Origin of the sequence: Mycolicibacterium sarraceniae, from assembly GCF_010731875.1 — a bacterium.
GTDB classification, from domain to species: domain Bacteria; phylum Actinomycetota; class Actinomycetes; order Mycobacteriales; family Mycobacteriaceae; genus Mycobacterium; species Mycobacterium sarraceniae.
Genome location: NZ_AP022595.1, coordinates 3,724,298 through 3,740,326, shown reverse-complemented (window position 1 = coordinate 3,740,326; position 16,029 = coordinate 3,724,298). Strand labels below are relative to the sequence as shown.

General features: G+C 63.0%; 12 protein-coding genes, 1 tRNA gene and 3 pseudogenes. 7 read left to right on the top strand and 9 right to left on the bottom strand.

What is annotated here, in order from left to right; all coding sequences use genetic code 11:
- Genes G6N13_RS18680 through G6N13_RS18665 form a run of 4 tightly spaced genes read right to left on the bottom strand, consistent with a single transcriptional unit; the run spans position 1 to position 6,740 of the window.
- The gene (locus G6N13_RS18680) at positions 1–2,175 is read right to left on the bottom strand and encodes a hypothetical protein (protein ID WP_179965015.1); all 2,175 of its coding nucleotides are present in this window, start codon (positions 2,173–2,175) and stop codon (positions 1–3) included.
- Positions 2,172–3,737, bottom strand: coding sequence for a hypothetical protein (locus G6N13_RS18675; RefSeq protein ID WP_235677816.1), 1,566 nt, complete (start codon positions 3,735–3,737; stop codon positions 2,172–2,174). The genes G6N13_RS18680 and G6N13_RS18675 overlap by 4 nt, the downstream gene beginning before the upstream one ends.
- Complete coding sequence (locus tag G6N13_RS18670) at positions 3,730–5,580, bottom strand: ATP-binding protein (protein ID WP_197746807.1); 1,851 nt, start codon at positions 5,578–5,580, stop codon at positions 3,730–3,732. Before G6N13_RS18670 ends, G6N13_RS18675 begins: the two co-directional genes overlap by 8 nt.
- A 17-nt stretch (positions 5,581–5,597) precedes the next feature.
- Positions 5,598–6,740 carry a DNA cytosine methyltransferase gene (locus tag G6N13_RS18665; RefSeq protein ID WP_163699352.1) on the bottom strand — a complete coding sequence of 381 codons (1,143 nt, stop codon included), beginning with the start codon at positions 6,738–6,740 and terminating at the stop codon, positions 5,598–5,600.
- A 684-nt stretch (positions 6,741–7,424) separates the two neighbouring features.
- Here G6N13_RS18665 and G6N13_RS18660 point away from each other — a divergent pair.
- Positions 7,425–8,138 (top strand): type IV toxin-antitoxin system AbiEi family antitoxin domain-containing protein, encoded by a 714-nt coding sequence (locus tag G6N13_RS18660; RefSeq protein WP_163699351.1) that lies wholly within the window; start codon positions 7,425–7,427, stop codon positions 8,136–8,138.
- A 6-nt stretch (positions 8,139–8,144) separates the two neighbouring features.
- On the opposite strand, the gene G6N13_RS18655 is transcribed toward G6N13_RS18660, so the two are convergent.
- The gene (locus tag G6N13_RS18655; RefSeq protein WP_322789278.1) at positions 8,145–8,801 is read right to left on the bottom strand and encodes a creatininase family protein; all 657 of its coding nucleotides are present in this window, start codon (positions 8,799–8,801) and stop codon (positions 8,145–8,147) included.
- Positions 8,802–8,956: 155 nt separating this feature from the next.
- On the opposite strand from G6N13_RS18655, the gene G6N13_RS18650 reads away from it, so the two are divergent.
- From G6N13_RS18650 to G6N13_RS18635, 4 genes and pseudogenes are all read left to right on the top strand, one after another.
- Positions 8,957–9,262, top strand: coding sequence for a transposase (locus G6N13_RS18650; RefSeq protein ID WP_163699349.1), 306 nt, complete (start codon positions 8,957–8,959; stop codon positions 9,260–9,262).
- Between the two features lie 120 nt (positions 9,263–9,382).
- Positions 9,383–10,003, top strand: a complete 621-nt coding sequence (locus G6N13_RS25740) for a helix-turn-helix domain-containing protein (protein WP_163694516.1) — start codon at positions 9,383–9,385, stop codon at positions 10,001–10,003.
- A 91-nt stretch (positions 10,004–10,094) separates the two neighbouring features.
- A pseudogene (locus G6N13_RS18640) lies at positions 10,095–11,557 on the top strand (DDE-type integrase/transposase/recombinase).
- 38 nt (positions 11,558–11,595) lie between these two features.
- Positions 11,596–12,367, top strand: a pseudogene (locus G6N13_RS18635) (ExeA family protein).
- Between the two features lie 65 nt (positions 12,368–12,432).
- Here the strand turns inward: G6N13_RS18635 and G6N13_RS18630 are convergent.
- The gene (locus G6N13_RS18630) at positions 12,433–12,603 is read right to left on the bottom strand and encodes a hypothetical protein (RefSeq protein WP_163699347.1); all 171 of its coding nucleotides are present in this window, start codon (positions 12,601–12,603) and stop codon (positions 12,433–12,435) included.
- Positions 12,604–12,608: 5 nt separating this feature from the next.
- Between G6N13_RS18630 and G6N13_RS18625 the strand changes: the two genes are divergently transcribed.
- The gene (locus tag G6N13_RS18625; protein WP_163699344.1) at positions 12,609–13,499 is read left to right on the top strand and encodes an IS3 family transposase; all 891 of its coding nucleotides are present in this window, start codon (positions 12,609–12,611) and stop codon (positions 13,497–13,499) included.
- A gap of 672 nt (positions 13,500–14,171) precedes the next feature.
- Here G6N13_RS18625 and G6N13_RS18620 read toward each other — a convergent pair.
- Both G6N13_RS18620 and G6N13_RS18615 read right to left on the bottom strand, forming a co-directional pair.
- Positions 14,172–14,245: transfer RNA gene (locus tag G6N13_RS18620), tRNA-Pro, on the bottom strand.
- Positions 14,246–14,323: 78 nt separating this feature from the next.
- Positions 14,324–15,106: a sulfite exporter TauE/SafE family protein gene (locus G6N13_RS18615; RefSeq protein WP_163699342.1), complete on the bottom strand. Its 783-nt coding sequence runs from the start codon at positions 15,104–15,106 to the stop codon at positions 14,324–14,326.
- Positions 15,107–15,324: 218 nt separating this feature from the next.
- Here G6N13_RS18615 and G6N13_RS26230 point away from each other — a divergent pair.
- Positions 15,325–15,612: pseudogene (locus G6N13_RS26230) on the top strand (nitroreductase family protein); the annotation flags it as partial.
- 114 nt (positions 15,613–15,726) lie between these two features.
- Here G6N13_RS26230 and G6N13_RS18605 read toward each other — a convergent pair.
- Positions 15,727–16,023, bottom strand: a complete 297-nt coding sequence (locus G6N13_RS18605) for a hypothetical protein (protein ID WP_163699340.1) — start codon at positions 16,021–16,023, stop codon at positions 15,727–15,729.
- Between the last annotated feature and the right edge of the window lie 6 nt (positions 16,024–16,029).

Sequence of the window (16,029 nt, the reverse complement as noted above, 5' to 3'; positions counted from 1 at the left end):
TCAGCGCGTAGCTTCAGCGATGATTAGGTCTGCGGCTCCGGGGCCCCAACTCATACAGCGCAGGTGTCCCGCGGTTTCTGGCTGCAAAGTGAGCAACTGGGTAATAACAGAGCTCAGAGCTTCATCTGCGAAGCCGCTCTCGTCCCTTGTCGAACTGCCGCCGTAGAGGCTCCAGAATCTTCCCTCACTTGAGGGCAACAAAGCGATGTCTTCAGTTCGGAGCCGAAGGTGCGCAGGATGGTGAGCCGCAGTAGCACGTGCGATACCTGTCGAAGCTTGCGCAGCATCGGGGATTTCCGACTTTCCAGGTCGCCCTGCGGGATCGACGAGGAGCGCCCAGAGCGCTTCGAGTTGTTGAGCGAGCCATTCGGCTTTCATCGGCGCGAAGCCTGTGAGTGCCGCGCACACACCCTCTCGAAGCACCCCGCCGGCAAGCGTCAAGGCCTGTGCAATCGTGCTGTCGGATTCGCTGTCGTGTTGCTTGTCAACCTCAGCAGTCCACGCATCCGCCCAGGTGCGCAGCAACTCCGGCGAAAGTCCCCGTTCTAGCGCGTTTCTCGAAGTGGTGTGTAATGCGTGCGCCAAGGGCAGCAGAGGTGGCGGGACGGGCTGCACGAGTTCAGGTTGTTCTGACCCGCAGAACTCTTTGAGACTCGGGTCCTTCGGCATCGAAAGCGTCAGTGCTGGCGCATCGCTGGCGAAAAGAAGAGCCGCGCGCAGAAGGCCCAAGTCGTCTAGGTCCGGCCGCCAATCGACCTGTACGGTACTGCCCTCGGAGTCGTGGATTCGAACCTGCAGCGGCGGCAGTGACGTGCCTTCAGATAGGCCGGCATCACCGAAGGCCGCCAGTACGTCGCCAAGATCCTCTTCATCGTCAGCTGGGCGCAGCAGAAGCCCGTCAACTTCGACCCCGTGGCGGTCCCAGAGGCGCATCAGACCTCCGAGCCTCAAACGTGTGCAAGCGATGGTGAGGATTCGCCCAGCACCAGATTGGTTTGTTGCCGCCGCGGTATTGAGCGCAGGGGCGGAAGGCGACAGCAACTGAACGCGCGCGATCGCGCCGCCTAGCTGCTGGGTGGCACGGACGATAGCGGCCTCCGGGCAGGATGGCTTGCTTCCGTTGACTGATTTGTCCCGAAGCAGCCTTTCAAGCTTCGTGCGCGTGGGCTTGTGGAAGAGCTGTTTGCGCTGACCGTCATCCAGATCGCAAAGTTCTTGCGCTGCAGCCCGCTGCTCGGCGCCGCGACCCAAGCTGTGTGCGCAATTTTCATAGGATTCCCAGGGCAGTCCCGTGGCGTAGTTGTCCGGATCCAGGCCGTCTCGATAGCTCGCCAGCTCCCGCACCACCGTCGCCGCCAGCGACTCGCTGCGCTTCTCAAAAATTTCCCGAGCCTCGCTAAAACTCAACTCGCGGAGCAGATCCGAGCTTCCCGACTGAAGACTTCGCATGATCGAGTCAGTCGCAGATTGAATCGCAGAGCCATTGCCTTTCAGCGAAGGCCGACTTCCGAGAACTCGCTCAGCCCGCTTTCGAAAGTCTGGAAAGGCACTAGGCCGAAGTAGATCCTCGCTCGTCCTCTTGGCCGCCAACCGAAGATTGTCAAGAATGCGGCCAACTTCTGCGCGCTCACCGGCAGCTACCCTGTCAACAAAGGCGCCGAGGAGTGGAAGTGCGTCAAGCGGTTCCGTCCCCGATGCGACCTTGTCGAGGAATGCGGCGACAGCAGTAGGACTGGGCCGGGTCGCGATGTCGGCTTGAACGATCGCATCACGGACGGCCCGGACCGCGCCGTCTGGATCAACGACTGGCTTCTGTTGACACAGCAGGATCATGCCTTGGGGCTTCTCCAAAAGGACGCTGGGAGAAACCGATTCGAAAAGGCTTATGCCCTGCCGGTCCGGAACCTGCTCCCCGTCGCAGAGGACGAGAACAACACCGTTCGAATCCACTGCGTTACGCAGCTGTGTTCCGGATACGTCGGTAAGAGAGTTTGAACCAAATCGCGACGAGTCCGGTGCCACAACCGCCAGCCGAGGTAGAGCTTCGTCCCACTCGCTCACCATTCCCGAAGCTACACGCGATGAGACTCCCTCGACCAGGACGAAGTTGCGCTCCCCCTTCTGCAGGTTCAACCTGAGGTACTCGGCAAGCGCGGCGCCCAGTCTCAAACTCACGACACAACCCCCGCTGCCAGTTCGCCGACCATCGTCGTGCGGTCGGACAGACCTACCGCTAGTCCTGCATCGCTCATCAGCATCTCTGCCCTGCGGGCGTTGTGCTCGAGTCCAGCTCCATCGAGTTGCGCAGTAAGCGAGGTACCCGCCGCTGACTCCTGATTGGTCACGAAGCCCCATTCACGTCTGATTGCAGCGAAGAATTCGCGACTGGAAAGCGGCATCTCAGCCGAAAGCGCTCCAACCATCGCTGCGAGGAGGTCGGGGCTCGCGGTTAGGAAGCGGTACTGGCCTGTCCCGACCAGCGCTCCAACGGATTCCAAGAGCACGCGGAAGCCGTCCTCGGAAGCTCGGCCGTATGAAGCAACTTCCACGGCGGCGCGGGCGATCCGCAAGAAGTCTTCTCGGGTCGCATCAATCGGCAGGCGCGCAAGCTGATTGGCAGCACTATTTTCGTCGGCCACATTGCCAAGCACGCTGCGCTTCTCGAAGTGACCGGACCACACGGTCGACGGCTCTGCCAATTCGTGCATCCGCCGTGCGAGCGTCTGCACAGTCGCCTCTCCGAGACGGATCCTGGCCCGGCGGTAGGACTCTTCGGACCTCTGCCGAACTGCGTCTGCTGCTCTTGGGGAATTGCCGAAACTGAGCAGCAGATAGCGATCTGATTCCGGAGTCTCGGTTACCTCCCAGGAGGTTCTGAGAATGTGCACCGCTAGATCAAGGGCCAAGATTGTTCTCAGCTGCCACAATCGAGCAGGCGGACTGGCGCCATGCTGCAGCATGACTCCTGCCGCATGCCGGCAGAGCGTTCGCGCGAAATCCTTCAGTCGATCGTCTGCCCCGCGCTCCCACGCTTCTCGTTCGTCGTCCTGCAGCGCCGGCGCGGTGGTGTAGGACTGTCCGCGCGGAAGAGCACCTTCGAGCTTTGCACTGATCTCCGCTAAGGGGCTAGCAGCGGTCAACGCCTCCTTGATCGCTGCAACCGCGGCTCTCCCTAGCTCGGCTGATTCCTTGTCCGGAGGATCGACGAGCAATCTGGCGAGGGTGATCCCGGTTCCTCGAATGTTCACCTTCCGGACCGTGTATCCAGGTCGGTTCGAGCTTTCTGTCCGAGCGTCGTACCACAACAGCGACTCATGGAACGGCCGGAGCAGCCATGCGCCGGTTTGACCGTGCTGAGTGTCGGGATCAACTAAGCCTTCCAACATCTGCTGAGCCAGTTTGAGATGCGAAGATCCTCTGATCTCCTGCGCCGAAGCCAAGAGCGCCCCGTATTCAGCTGGAGTCATCTGATCGCCGCCAGCATGTCCTTCGAATCGCCCCGCCAGGAAATTGGTCTTCACAGCGAGGCTGCGTATCGCGAAGCGTTGTTTCTTAGGACTTTTCAATGAGTCAGCCGAACATGGGCCGTAGTCGTTAGCGGCCAAGGTAAGCAGTGTCTCCGCACAGAGTTGCGGAGCGCGTTCGTCACGGTCTGGGTCTATGCAGAAAAGTTCCCTGGCGATAGCTCCTGGGGTCAACTGCTGAGTATTGCTCTGAACGGCCATCTGCTCAGACACCGCCCTTCGCCGGTATGAACCGTGGAAGGGTGATCTTGATTAGGCCCGGCGGATTAGCTTTCGGGTCTGCGATGCGCATCTCGGGCGCAGGAGGGAACTCTTGTGCCAACCGGCCGTAGAAGCCACGGAGATCGTTCATCTCAGCCACTCCCTGGCCGACAGGTCCGCGGTACTCTGCGGCCTCACGTATCGCTTCGTACATCCTGGGTTGAATACGGAGTCCGAGGCGGTGGTCTTTGTCGACCAGGAGATTCACCTCGATGTGGTCGACGTCGATAATCTCGTTAACGAGTCCCTGATCAGGTATTTCGATCGAAAGCCGCTCGACAGGAATGATCCCGTGGACAAGGGATGGACTAGCGGGCCGGAAGGAACCCGGATCACGCGCGAACAAACAAGCCGGATCGGAGACAATGAGACCCTCGTCCGCGCTAGCGAAGCCGGTTACGAGGAAGTTGAGGCCCCGCACGAGTTCTGTGAGTTCCATAACCGTGTCGGCACCCTTGGCCGCTCGAGCGGCTAAGTCGAACAAATCGTGGACGTGCCCGTAACTGAGCAGTCGGCTGCTGGCGCGGGAATTTCCTCCTAGATCGGATGACGCTTCGAAATACATGCGCTGCCGCCAGAGCGACTGAGCGGGCGTATGCGTCAGCTCATCGCCGCGAAAGAGGGCACTGAGTCCGTCCTCAACCCGAATCGGATCCTCGTCTGTGCTCACCATTTCGCCAAGCTCGTAGAAAGTCATCTCGTGCTGTGTCGTTTGCACTCGATCCAAGGGGGAGCGTGTACCAGCGAGCCTGGAGCGCTTTGGCCCGCCCGGCCCGCCGCCTTCGGGATAGCCGGCGATGAACCTTACGCCCTCGGGTGCACCGTTCGCATCGCGGAGCCAGCCATCAACCTGCAAATCGCTCACTGACCCCAACCCAGCGCGGCGTATCGCGGTCAGAAGTGGGGAACGTTCCGCGGCGGCGGTAGTCATTCCGCCTCCCACCACTCGGGAGAAATAGCCGTCAGTCGCTGTGAAGGCTTCCGGACCCAGATCTCGGTTTCGCTTCTTCACATGCGTACATGATGCGTTTCCTACGATGCCCCATGCGAGTATCGCCAGCAGCTCCCTGATTGTTGGAACAGCTTCCCCAGACGCTAGACGAATTAGCGTTCGCAACTGCTCTCGCACATCGGCTCGTCTGAGTTGTTCGGCATTGCTGCGCATCGGACAACCGCCTTCGTTGAAGGGGCAACCGTCGCACCCGAGCCAAAGCTCTTCGCGAGTCACGTAGTCGAGGAGGTTATGCCATAGAGATTCCCCTGTAAGCCGCTGGCGGTTTACATTAACGATCGTGAGGCCGCTGTCGCTATGTGCGCCTTGGCGCAGAGCAATGTCGAGCGCTGATTTTCCCTTCTCGGACTGGATTTCTGAGAAGGCATCGCGGAGAACGCCCTCGTTAGCGCAGATCAGCGTTTGCGCATCGTCTGTGCGACTCAGGGCATTTCGCATCGCTTCAACACGGGCTGCGGTGTTCGGCAGACCGGACAAGTCTTTGAGAACCCATCGCCCGGCCGCAAGCTCGACCAACTCATCTTTCACTGGTAGTTCCACGCCTAGAGCCCGGCAGTATGCCTCTGCCGCTGCCGTCTTGCCTGTCCCTGCGTTGCCCGTAAGGATGACCAGGCCTGGATTACCGTCGCGCGCCCAACCAGACAAGTACCGGCCGAGTTTTGTCTCAACGTCGTAGCCGAGCACCGCGGCAACAATTGCAAAGTGTTCGCGATAGGCGCCGGCCTGGTCTGCAGAAAACACCGATAGCGCCCGAAGCGCAGTTACCGCAGGCAACTCTTCCATGCTCCCCCCTGTCTTGCTCATTCCCCAGCGGCCCTCGGCGCTGGAGGTATATCCGCGGCTGCCCCGTTCAACTCTCGGTTGGACCGAGCCTTCACTCCCGCTGCCGCGAGAGTTGCTGAGAGAGCTTCGACGATCACAGCGGCTGCTGTCGGCGGGACTGCATTGCCGATCTGACGCCTGACGCGGGTATAGGAGGACTTTAGATCCCTTGTGCCGCTGCCGAATTCAAAGACAAAATCATCCGGAAACCCTTGAAGCCTGGCCTTTTCGCGATTACTAAGGCGCCGCGGTTCACGGTGGTGGTAACCGTGGGTTCCGCCACCTCCGCCGGCAATCACGGTGTACGCAGGCTTATCGGGATCGAGTCGCCTGTAGACATGGCTTATTAGCCCCTTGACCGCTAAGGGGTGACCGGGCGGAATGTGTTCGAAATTGGAACCCGGAGGAATGAGTTTCAACCGCTCTACGACAACCTCTGAATCGAGGCCGAATTCGTGATTAGCCGCACCAGGCTTGATCGGGTCCACGTCAAGCACTTCCCTGACGGTCCGAGGGTTTCCCTCGAAAGGGCGAGGGATCGCCGGTGGCCGGATACCAAGGTCCCGCCGCACTCCCACCACGATGAGCCTGACGCGATGCTGCGGCACCCCTAGATCCGCGAAGTCCACAACCTGCGCTGATAGGTCGTATCGCACTGGCGTTGAATTGGTCCGCTGATCTGCGGGCGTGAAGCTGCTGGGAGAGCGCAATGCATGGCGAACAAGAGTCCAGGCTGCTCCTTTATTGGCAGAGAGCAGACCCGGCACGTTTTCAAGCACGAACGCAGCCGGGCGAAGGGCATCGAGAAAGCGTGCTACCTCGCGGAACAGATTTCCTCTGGCGGTCTTCAGCCCGTCGTGGTTCCAGAGGGTTGAGTAGTCCTGGCATGGAGGTCCCGCGAGGAGAATGTCGCAGGGGACGTCCGGTACTGGTGTAGCGGTGACGTCCGCCTCGACTATGTGATTACCGATGTTGCTCTGATAGGTCTGGACAGCCCAGGGGTCGCTATCGACAGCCCAAACAACTTTCGCGGCTCCCGACTGTTCTGCACCCAGGTCCATGCCACCACAGCCGGAGAACAACGACACGGCGGCATAGCGCTGACGACGCCCCCGGGCCATCACTCCACTCCTCTGCAACTCGCATACGGCAATATCCCGGACAAAGACTCGGAAGCGGCCAGAGGCCTGATGGTAGTCCCCCGTCGGTGCATGGTGGACAAAATATTCGCCCGGTCTGACAAGGCTTACGCCGACGCGCCGCTTTGGTCGTGTTGTTTACGGCACGTAACGGTCGTCGGCGGGGCCCTGATCGGGTAATTCCGCTGGTAAAGCAGTTGCTTCACTGGTCAGAGGTTGCAATTCTCGGCCCGGCGGGCTCGGCTCGACACGACGGTGCAGCCCCGACTTTCATGGGTTGCGTGTTACCGCCGCTTATCAAGGGACGGCGCCATGGAGGCCGAGCGGGCGAGGTTGAGGAGCCGCCCCAGGCGGCGACGAGGCCGAGGGGAGCTCGGCCGGGAGTGACGCCGCGCTGCCAAGCGGTCCCGCCGATAAGCGGAGGTAATACGCCCCCGCGCCTGCACAAGATCCTCGGGACCGCACCGACGCGGAACCCCGGAACGGTGGCATCGAGTCGCCAGCCTTGATACCAGTAAAGAAACTCCTCACCGCAGCATGCATTGCAGCCTCGTCGCGACATCGACCCGCGCGATGGAGTGGCCTCGCCGCCTTTATCGGATCCGTCAGTCGGACGATGGAGGATTGGCCGGCGGCATACGGATCGTGAGCCGAAAGGATCATTTAATGTCCCCAGTATCTGCGCTTGCTCTAGAAGCAGCCGGCCAGTGGGGCCTGTTCACCACTGAGCAGGCTGGTCGAATCGGAATGGACGGCAAAGCCGTGTCGGCTCTCGTTGCAGCCGGGCGTGTGCTCGCGACCGAGACTGAGGACGTCTTCCGCTTCGCCGGAGCTCCGATCGACGTGATGCTTGATCCGCTCCGAACCAGTTGGCTAGCACTGGTCCCCCGGAAGTTCCTGGGTGAGCGAGTCAGAGGAGCGAAGGACGGAGACTGGGACGACGCAGTCGTCTCCCACGTAGCCGCCGCCAACCTCGTGTATGAACTTGGCACTCTGCAGGCAGATCGGTTCGAATTCAGCGCGATCACTCCACTGCCTGCAAGCGATCGGATCCTAGAGATTCACGTCAGACCGAGAATGCCTAAGTGGAGGTTTCAGAACGGACTCCCCGTAACCACGGTTCCACAGACCATCGCTGATCTCTATTCCGAGCACATCGACTACGGGCATGTCGGCATCGTCATTCTCGATGCGCTGCTCGCCTCCTCCGCCGACTTCCTTGACATCACTGAGGAAATGGACTCAATTACAGACGGCTCCGGTCGCGCAATCGTTCTTCATATGCTTGACGTAGTTGGCGCTCCGACGCGTTTAGTCACTGCATTAGTGCATCTTGCCGAGATGAAAAGGGAGAGCTTCCGCAATCCGGGAGGTCACTAGAACAAGTCAATCCGCCTGCGCCGTAACCAGATTGATGAGGCGGCCGGCTGATTGTCCTAGATACGAAAGCACGGCGTTCCCTTTGTCTGCTGTCGCCAAAGAAGGACGCCCGATCACACCGCTGTTCGTGTATGCACCGATCCCTAGCGTCGTGAGGTATCGGCGGTCTCCGGAAAGGTGATCTGCCGACTCCCAGCCAGCCCGGACGGCACCCGGACTGTAGGCCAAGACGATGGAAGTCTCCAACTCACCAGCATGCATGTCTTCGTGGCTGCTACTGACAATTCCGGCTGCTTTTCGCGCATCCGCCCAGTCTTCCCGTGCCGGGTATAAGCCAGCCCTAATTGGCCCGTGGGCATTGAGCTCTTGTACGCAGTTAGCAAGCACATAGTTTCCGCCGTGACCGTTGACGATGATCAATGCCCGGATACCCTGCCGCGCAATGGATGAGGCAATATCGGACACCAAAGATGCCAACGTTGCAGCAGAGATGCTCACGGTTCCTGGAAATCCGTTGTGCTCGTGGGAGCAGCCGAATACAAGTGGAGGGAGCACGAACGCTGGGTGGTAGCGCCGAATCGCATCGACAATGGCGCCAGCGACCAAGGTATCCGTGGCTAGGGGAAGGTGGCTTCCGTGCTGCTCGAAAGAGCCGACAGGCAATAATGCGACGGGAGCCTGAACTTCCCTGCTAGCAGCAGTTGTTCGAGGGACGACCAAGTCAAGTCCTCCAATCCGCTCGCTCTTAATGTTGAGGTTCCCCAGAAGTAGTGGACATCTGAGATAGCGGGACGGTAGTCCCCTGGAAGGATGTTCGTATGTCTGGTCGTCGGCGTTCGTTTACCCCGGAGTATCGGGTGCAGGCCGCGCATCGGGTGATCGATGGGAACCGGCCGGTGGCCGAGGTCGCCATAGAGCTCAATCTGCATGAGAACCTGCTGCACAAGTGGGTACGCGATGAGCGGTTGCGGATGGCCGCCGCCGCTGGCGGAGTTCCTGATCCTGGTGATGGGCAACCGCTTTCATCGGGTGAACGCGCGGAGCTGATTGTTGACCGTCGCTGGGAACGACGACCACGGGGTGGGCCTTCGTCGTTGAGCGTGCCGATGTGGTCGTTGGTGTGACCGGGGTTTGATCTTGGTGGTCTGCACCGTCAGTGTGTCGAGGAACTGATGGTGCGCGGCACCCCGCTGAAGTCTTGGCCGGCTTGGCGGGGTGCCGCGCTGTAGTGCTCGGAGGCACTGATGGTGACCGTAGAGGTCGATCTTGTTCGCGTCGAGTCCCGGTTGGCGGCTGGGGAGCTGTCGTGTCCGTCGTGCCCGGACGGGGTGCTGGCCCGGTGGGGTTTCGGGCGGTCGCGGCGGGTGGTCGGGCTGGAGGGTCCGGTCCGGCCTCGCCGGTCGCGGTGCCGGGGGTGTGCGGTGACTCATGTGTTGTTGCCGGTGTCGTTGTTGCTGCGCAGGGCGTATGCCGCGGAGCTGGTATGGGCGGTGTTGCAGGCCCGGGCGGCCGGTGTCGGGCATCGGCGGATCGCCGCGGCGGCGGGTATCCCGGCGTGCACGGTCCGGCGCTGGTTGCGGGTGATCGGTCGGCGGGTCGAGGCGGTGCGCCAGTGGTTCATCGGGGTCGCGGTGACCGCGGGGGTGGAGGTGTCGATACCTCCGGCGACCGGCACAGCTGTCGGGGATGTTCTGGCTGCGGTGGGCGCGGCGAGGGCGGCGATGGTGTCCCGGTTCGGGCCGGGACGGCTGGTCGGCGCGGTGACGGCGGTTTCAGTGGCGGTGGCGTGCAGCGGTGCCCGGCTGCTCGCGCCGGAGTGGCCGCCGGTGTCGGGGTGGGTGGGTGCAACACCAGTTGCCCTCTGATGCGCGGTGGGGTCGATGGGCCATCGTCGCGGGGATGACTGCCCTGGCAACGGGTTTGGGCGGCATCGCCAGCGGTGAAGGAGTCAGTGCGGTGTTGGGTGAGGATGAGAAGCGCCGGGCGCGGGCCCAGGCGGTGGGGTTGTTCCGCTACCAGTTGATCTGCCCGGCGTTGGATCAGGGCCTGTCGACGAAGGCCCGGGCCGGCTGGTCCGCCAGATCGCCTCCGGTGAGCACACCGACCCGTTCGGGACCCCGGTGCGGTATTCCCGGGACACCCTGGATCGGTGGATCCGCCGGTATCGGGCGGCGGGTTCGTCGAGTTGGTGCCCAGCCCCCGGACGTGTGTGCCGCGCACCGATACCGCAGTGTTGGAGATGGCCGCGGCCCTCAAGCGGGAGAACCCGGCCCGGACCGCCGCGCAGGTGGGCAGGATCCTGCGCACCGCGACCGGGTGGGCGCCCTCGGAATCGACCCTGCTGCGGCTGTTCCACCGCCTGGAGCTGATCGGCCCGGCCGCCGGGGATGCCCGGTGGTGTTCGGCCGGTTCGAAGCCGCCAACCCCAACGACCGGTGGACCGGGGACGCCCTGCACGGCCCGCGGATCGGCGGGAGGAAAACCTATCTGTTCGCCTTCCTCGATGATCATTCCCGGCTGGTCTGCGGCTACCGTTTCGGCTTCGCCGAGGACGCCGTCCGGTTGGGTGCCGCGCTGCAACCCGCACTGGCCGCCCGCGGGGTCCCGGCCAGCGTCTATGTCGATAACGGGTCGGCCTTCGTCGATGCCTGGCTGCTGCGGGCGTGCGCGAAACTCGGCGTGCGCCTGGTCCATTCCACCCGCACCGCCCCCAGGGCAGAGGCAAGATCGAACGGTTCTTCCGCACCGTGCGTGAGCAGTTCCTGGTCGAGATCGTCGATACCACCGCCGAACAGCTCGCCGCTACCGGGGTTGATCACCGCACCGCGCTGCTGGAACTGAACCGGCTGTTCACCGCGTGGGTCGAAACCGAGTACCACCGCCGCACCCACACCGAGACCGGCCACGCCCCGCTGGACCGCTGGGAGCAAGGCTGGACCCGGCTCGGCCGCGGCCCGGCGGTACCGACATCCGCGGATCTGACCGAGGCGTTCCTGTGGTCGGAGCACCGCACCGTCACCAAAACGGCCACGGTGTCGTTGCACGGCAACACCTTTCAAGTCGATACGGCCCTGATCGGGCGGCGGGTGGAGTTGGTGTTCTCACCCTTCGACCTGGAAACCATCGAAGTCCGCTACCGCGAGGTCCGCTACGGCCGGGCCGTGCCGCACATCATCACCCGCCATACCCACCCCAAAGCCCGACCCGAAACACCCGAACCAGCCCCGGCGGCGACCGGGATCGACTACCTGGCGCTGACCGCCCAGACCCACCACGAGCAGATCCGCGCCGATCACCGCATCGGATACAACGCCCTGTTCGCCACCCCCACCACCGCGCGTACCGACGGCCAGATCCCCGGACAACTCAGCATCGACGACATCGCCAGCCTTGACGACCAGGATGGGGTGTCGGCGTGAGTATCGAACGGCTGCAACAGTATTACGGCTTCACCCGGATGCCCTTCGGCCGCGCTCTGGCCCCCGGGATGCTGCACCGCCACCCCGGCCACAGCGAAGCCGTCGCCCGGATCTCCTGGTGTGTGGACCAGCATGCGATCGGGGTCATCACCGGGAGGTCGGTGCCGGTAAGACCGTCGCGATCCGGGCCGCGACCGCCGCGCTCGATCCGGCCCGCCACGTCATCATCTACCTGCCCAACCCCTCGGTCGGGGTCCGCGGCATGCTGCACCACATCGTCACCGCGTTGGGGCGGGTGCCCAGTTTCTACACCGCCACCCTGGCCCCCCAGGCCGCCGAGGCCCTGGCCGCTGAACACGCCGAACGCGGCCGAACCCCGTCGTGGTCATCGACGAAGCCCACCTGCTCGACAACACCCAAATGGAAGCGATCCGCATGCTCACCAACCACGACATGGACTCCGGGTCACCCTTCGCCGCCCTGCTCGTCGGGCAACCCACCCTGCGGCATCGCCTGCGTCTGGGCGTGCTGGCCGCACTCGATCAGCGCATCGCGATGCGCTACGCGATCGCCGGCATGGCCCCCGCCGATACCGCCGACTACATCGGCCACCACGCCACGATCGCCGGCCGCACCGACACCCTGTTCTCCGACGACGCGATCACCCTGATCCACAACGCCGCCCGGGGCTACCCCCGGGCGGTCAACAACCTCGCCGTGCACGCACTGACCGCGGCGTTCGCCGCGAAAGCCGCGATCGTCGATGAGAAAGCCGCCCGGATCGCGGTCACTGAAACAGGCCACGACTGAATCACCGACCATGCGACGTCACCGCACCGAGGACGCCGTCACCATGCAGACGAAGGCCCTGCCCGCTACGCGGACAGGGCCTTCGCTACATCAACACCATCGGCATCCACGATGACGCCATCAACTGCATCCACAGCGACGGTCAACAGCTGATACGCCTTCGGGCGAAGGTCACCGAGCAGTCCAAGGACATCGCGTTCCTGGAAAAAGCCTCGGCGTACTTTGCGGGCAAGCATCTAAAGTGAGTCGGTTTGAGCTCATGGCCGCGGAGTGCGCCTCCCACGACGTCACGCGGATGGCCCAGTTGCTGAGGGTGTCCACCTCGGGCTACTACAAGCACCGCGATCGCCTCGCTGCTCCAGAGCCCACGCCGGCGGCTCAGCGTCGCCGCGATCTGGAAGTCAAGATCTTGACCCATCACAAGGCGTCCAAGGGCACCTACGGGTCCCCGCGGATCACTGCCGATCTGCACGATGCCGGCGAGCGGGTGTCGCGTAACACCGTCGCGGCGATCATGGCCGAACTGGGGATCGAGGGCATCAGCCCCCGCACCTTCACGACGACCACGATCGTCGACCCTGCAGCGTCGTTCCCGCCGGATCTGGTCGGCCGGCGTTTCGACCAGGGCCGCATCGATGTGGTCTGGTCTTCGGACATCACTTACTTGAGCTGCGGGGAAGGCGACATGTACCTGTGTGCGATCCGCGACGAGCATTCCCGGCGCGCACTCGGCTGGGCCGTCGATGACCACATGCGCGCCGAGCTGGTGACTACCGCGGTGGATCGGGCGGTGTTCACCCGCGGCGGCCACGCCGCAGGAGTCATACTGCAATCCGACCGCGGGACCCAGTACACCTCCCACGACATGGCAGCGGCGTGTTCGCGGCACGGACTGCGCCGCTCCATGGGTGCCACGGGTATCTGTTGGGATAACGCCGGCGCCGAATCGCTGTGGTCGACGTTCAAACACGAGTACTACTACCGGCACACCTTCGCCACTAAGATGGAACTAATTGCAGCAGTTGATAATTGGATGCGATTCTACAATCATCAACGTAGGCATTCATCGATCGGAATGCGCTCACCCATCACCTACGAGCGCACCCTGAATGTCACACTGGAAGCAAGCTAACCGCGTCCACTTTTTCTGGGGAACCCCACCCCTTGTCCGCCCGACAGCGCTTCTGGGTATGCGCGCTCGAACGCGGAATCGTCGGCAGCGAGGGAACTAGCTTCGTCAGGCATGTGCGGATGCAAACCCCACTGCCGCAGTTCCGCGCCTCGTTTGGCCCGCTGGTCGATGCGGTCAACTGCACCGTTAGTCATCAGGTTCACCACCAGTTGAGCCACTGACCGTCCCGCCCCATCCGGCGCGTTCATTCGTCCCCCCTCTCGGAGTGCCAACGCCAGAACCATGCCAAAGGGCACCGACAGTTCGATTCGGCAGGCTCAACTATTGACCGAGGTCTCCACGACGAACTCGCCGCCGCTTGCCAATCTTGCGCAACACGGCTACTGGCTCCTTGATGGACCGGCCCGCACCGCGCCGCTTGTGGGGCTTGCACATGGCGCAACCACGCCAAGATCGCGAGGGGTGATGTGAAGGCATTTGAGGAGTGTCCGATCGGGTGACTCCGCACTGGAACGCGAAGAGCGCCAGAGTACTCGTTCTGATCCCGGCACGTCAGGATGCCGTCACCCACGGTCGCCACGCAGGAGGATGGTCCCCATCTGGTCCCCAGCCGGGGATTCAGGAGGTGGGCTGCTGACCTAATAACAGCAGCTTAAAGCCTACTTCACACTGTCGGGCTGACAGGATTTGAACCTGCGACCACTTGACCCCCAGTCAAGTGCGCTACCAAGCTGCGCCACAGCCCGTTGCCGCCGACGTGACTTCGGCGGCAGCGTCGAAAGCCTACCGCAGGCCCCGCCGCGGACCCGAATCGGCCACAGGTGTCACACCGTCAACAGCCGATACAGCCCGATGAGCCCGACCACCACGATCACCGCGCGCAGCACATTCGGCGACAGCCGTCGTCCATAGTGAGCACCCAGCCACCCGCCAAAGAGCGATCCCACCGCGATGAGGCCCGCCGCCTCCCAACTCACCCGGTCGAACGCCACCAGCGTGTAGCCGACCGCGGCGACGATGTTCACCAGCAGTGACAGCAGGTTCTTGGCCGCATTCATCCGCTGCATGTCCTCGGGCAGCAGCGCCCCCATCACGCCGATCAGCAGGATCCCCTGCGCGGCGGTGAAGTATCCGCCGTAGATCCCCACCGCGAACGTGCCGGCCACCAACGCGGTCATCCGCCTCGGCGACACATGCGAGACCGACCGCCCTGCCGCCTCGGCGCGCGACTTCGCAAAAGCCTGGATCCGCGGCCCGATCACCACCAGCACCAGCGCCAGAATCAGCAGCACCGGAACAATCTGGATGAACACCTTCTCCGGTAAATGCAGCAGCAGAAAAGCACCGATTGCAGCCCCGATCAGCGAAGCTGGGATCTGCCAACGCAGCCGATCCCACTGCCCACCGAGCTCCTTGCGATACCCCCATGTGCCCGACACCCCGCCGGCCACCAGGCCGATCGCATTGGACATCGTCGCCGTCACCGGCGGAAATCCCAACGCCACCAGCGTCGGGAACGTGATGAGTGTGCCCGAGCCGACAAGCGAGTTGATCGCGCCCGCCGCCATCCCCGCCAAGGCGATCACGATCATGTGGGTGAGGGACATCAAAAAACCCTATCCGGGTTGTCTGGCAACGCCGGAATTGGGCAAAACACCCACCAAACATGTTCCACCACAACGTGATCCACTACACGGGACCGTACCGGGCGCAAGACCAATAGCCTCGTTGCCCATGAGCGAGATACCGAGCACCGACGGGTCGCTGGCCGCCCTGAACATGCCGCTGCTCGACGCGATGATGACCCAGCGGGCCATCCCGCCGGGTGAGACCCGATCCGGTCGATGACGCCATCGTGCTGAAGTGCATCGAACTCGGGCTTCGCGCCCCCACCGGCTCCAATGGCCAGAACTGGGAATTCATCGTCGCCAAAGACCAGCGGGTCAAAGACAAACTCGGCAAGCGCTACCACCGCGGCTGGTCGCTGTACGGAGCTTTGGGCGAGCGCGCGGCCGCCGGCGACGACTCCATTCGGAAGATCCCGCGATCGGTGAAGTGGCAGGTCGGGCACTTCGACGAAATCCCAGTGCTGGTCATCCCGTGCCTGCGGAACCTGCTGCTGGCCGAAAGGACGCTACGGGCACACCACCCGCAACACCGTCGAGGAAACCGTACACCTCGACGTGTACGGAAAACGCTGCCTCAAGGCCTAGCGGCGTACCCCGGCCTAGCGGCGAACGCCAGCGCCGGGATCGCCCCCGGCGGGGCCGCCCCCGCCGCCGGCATTCCAGCCGGGCTCGGCGACCTCAGACTCGGTCAGCATGTCACTGGTATCGGGGATGACCGACGGCGCGCAGTTCATCGAGAAGCTGTCCTCGGTGTCGGTCTCCTGGCAGGCCAGCACCCGAGGCGCAGAGCCGTGAAAGCCCCCCAAGATGGCGACCGCAGGCGCGGCGGCAATCATCAATCCGGCGATCCCATAGACCAGACGCCGAGCGGGCATTGAAGACGCTACAAAGTCCATGACGGG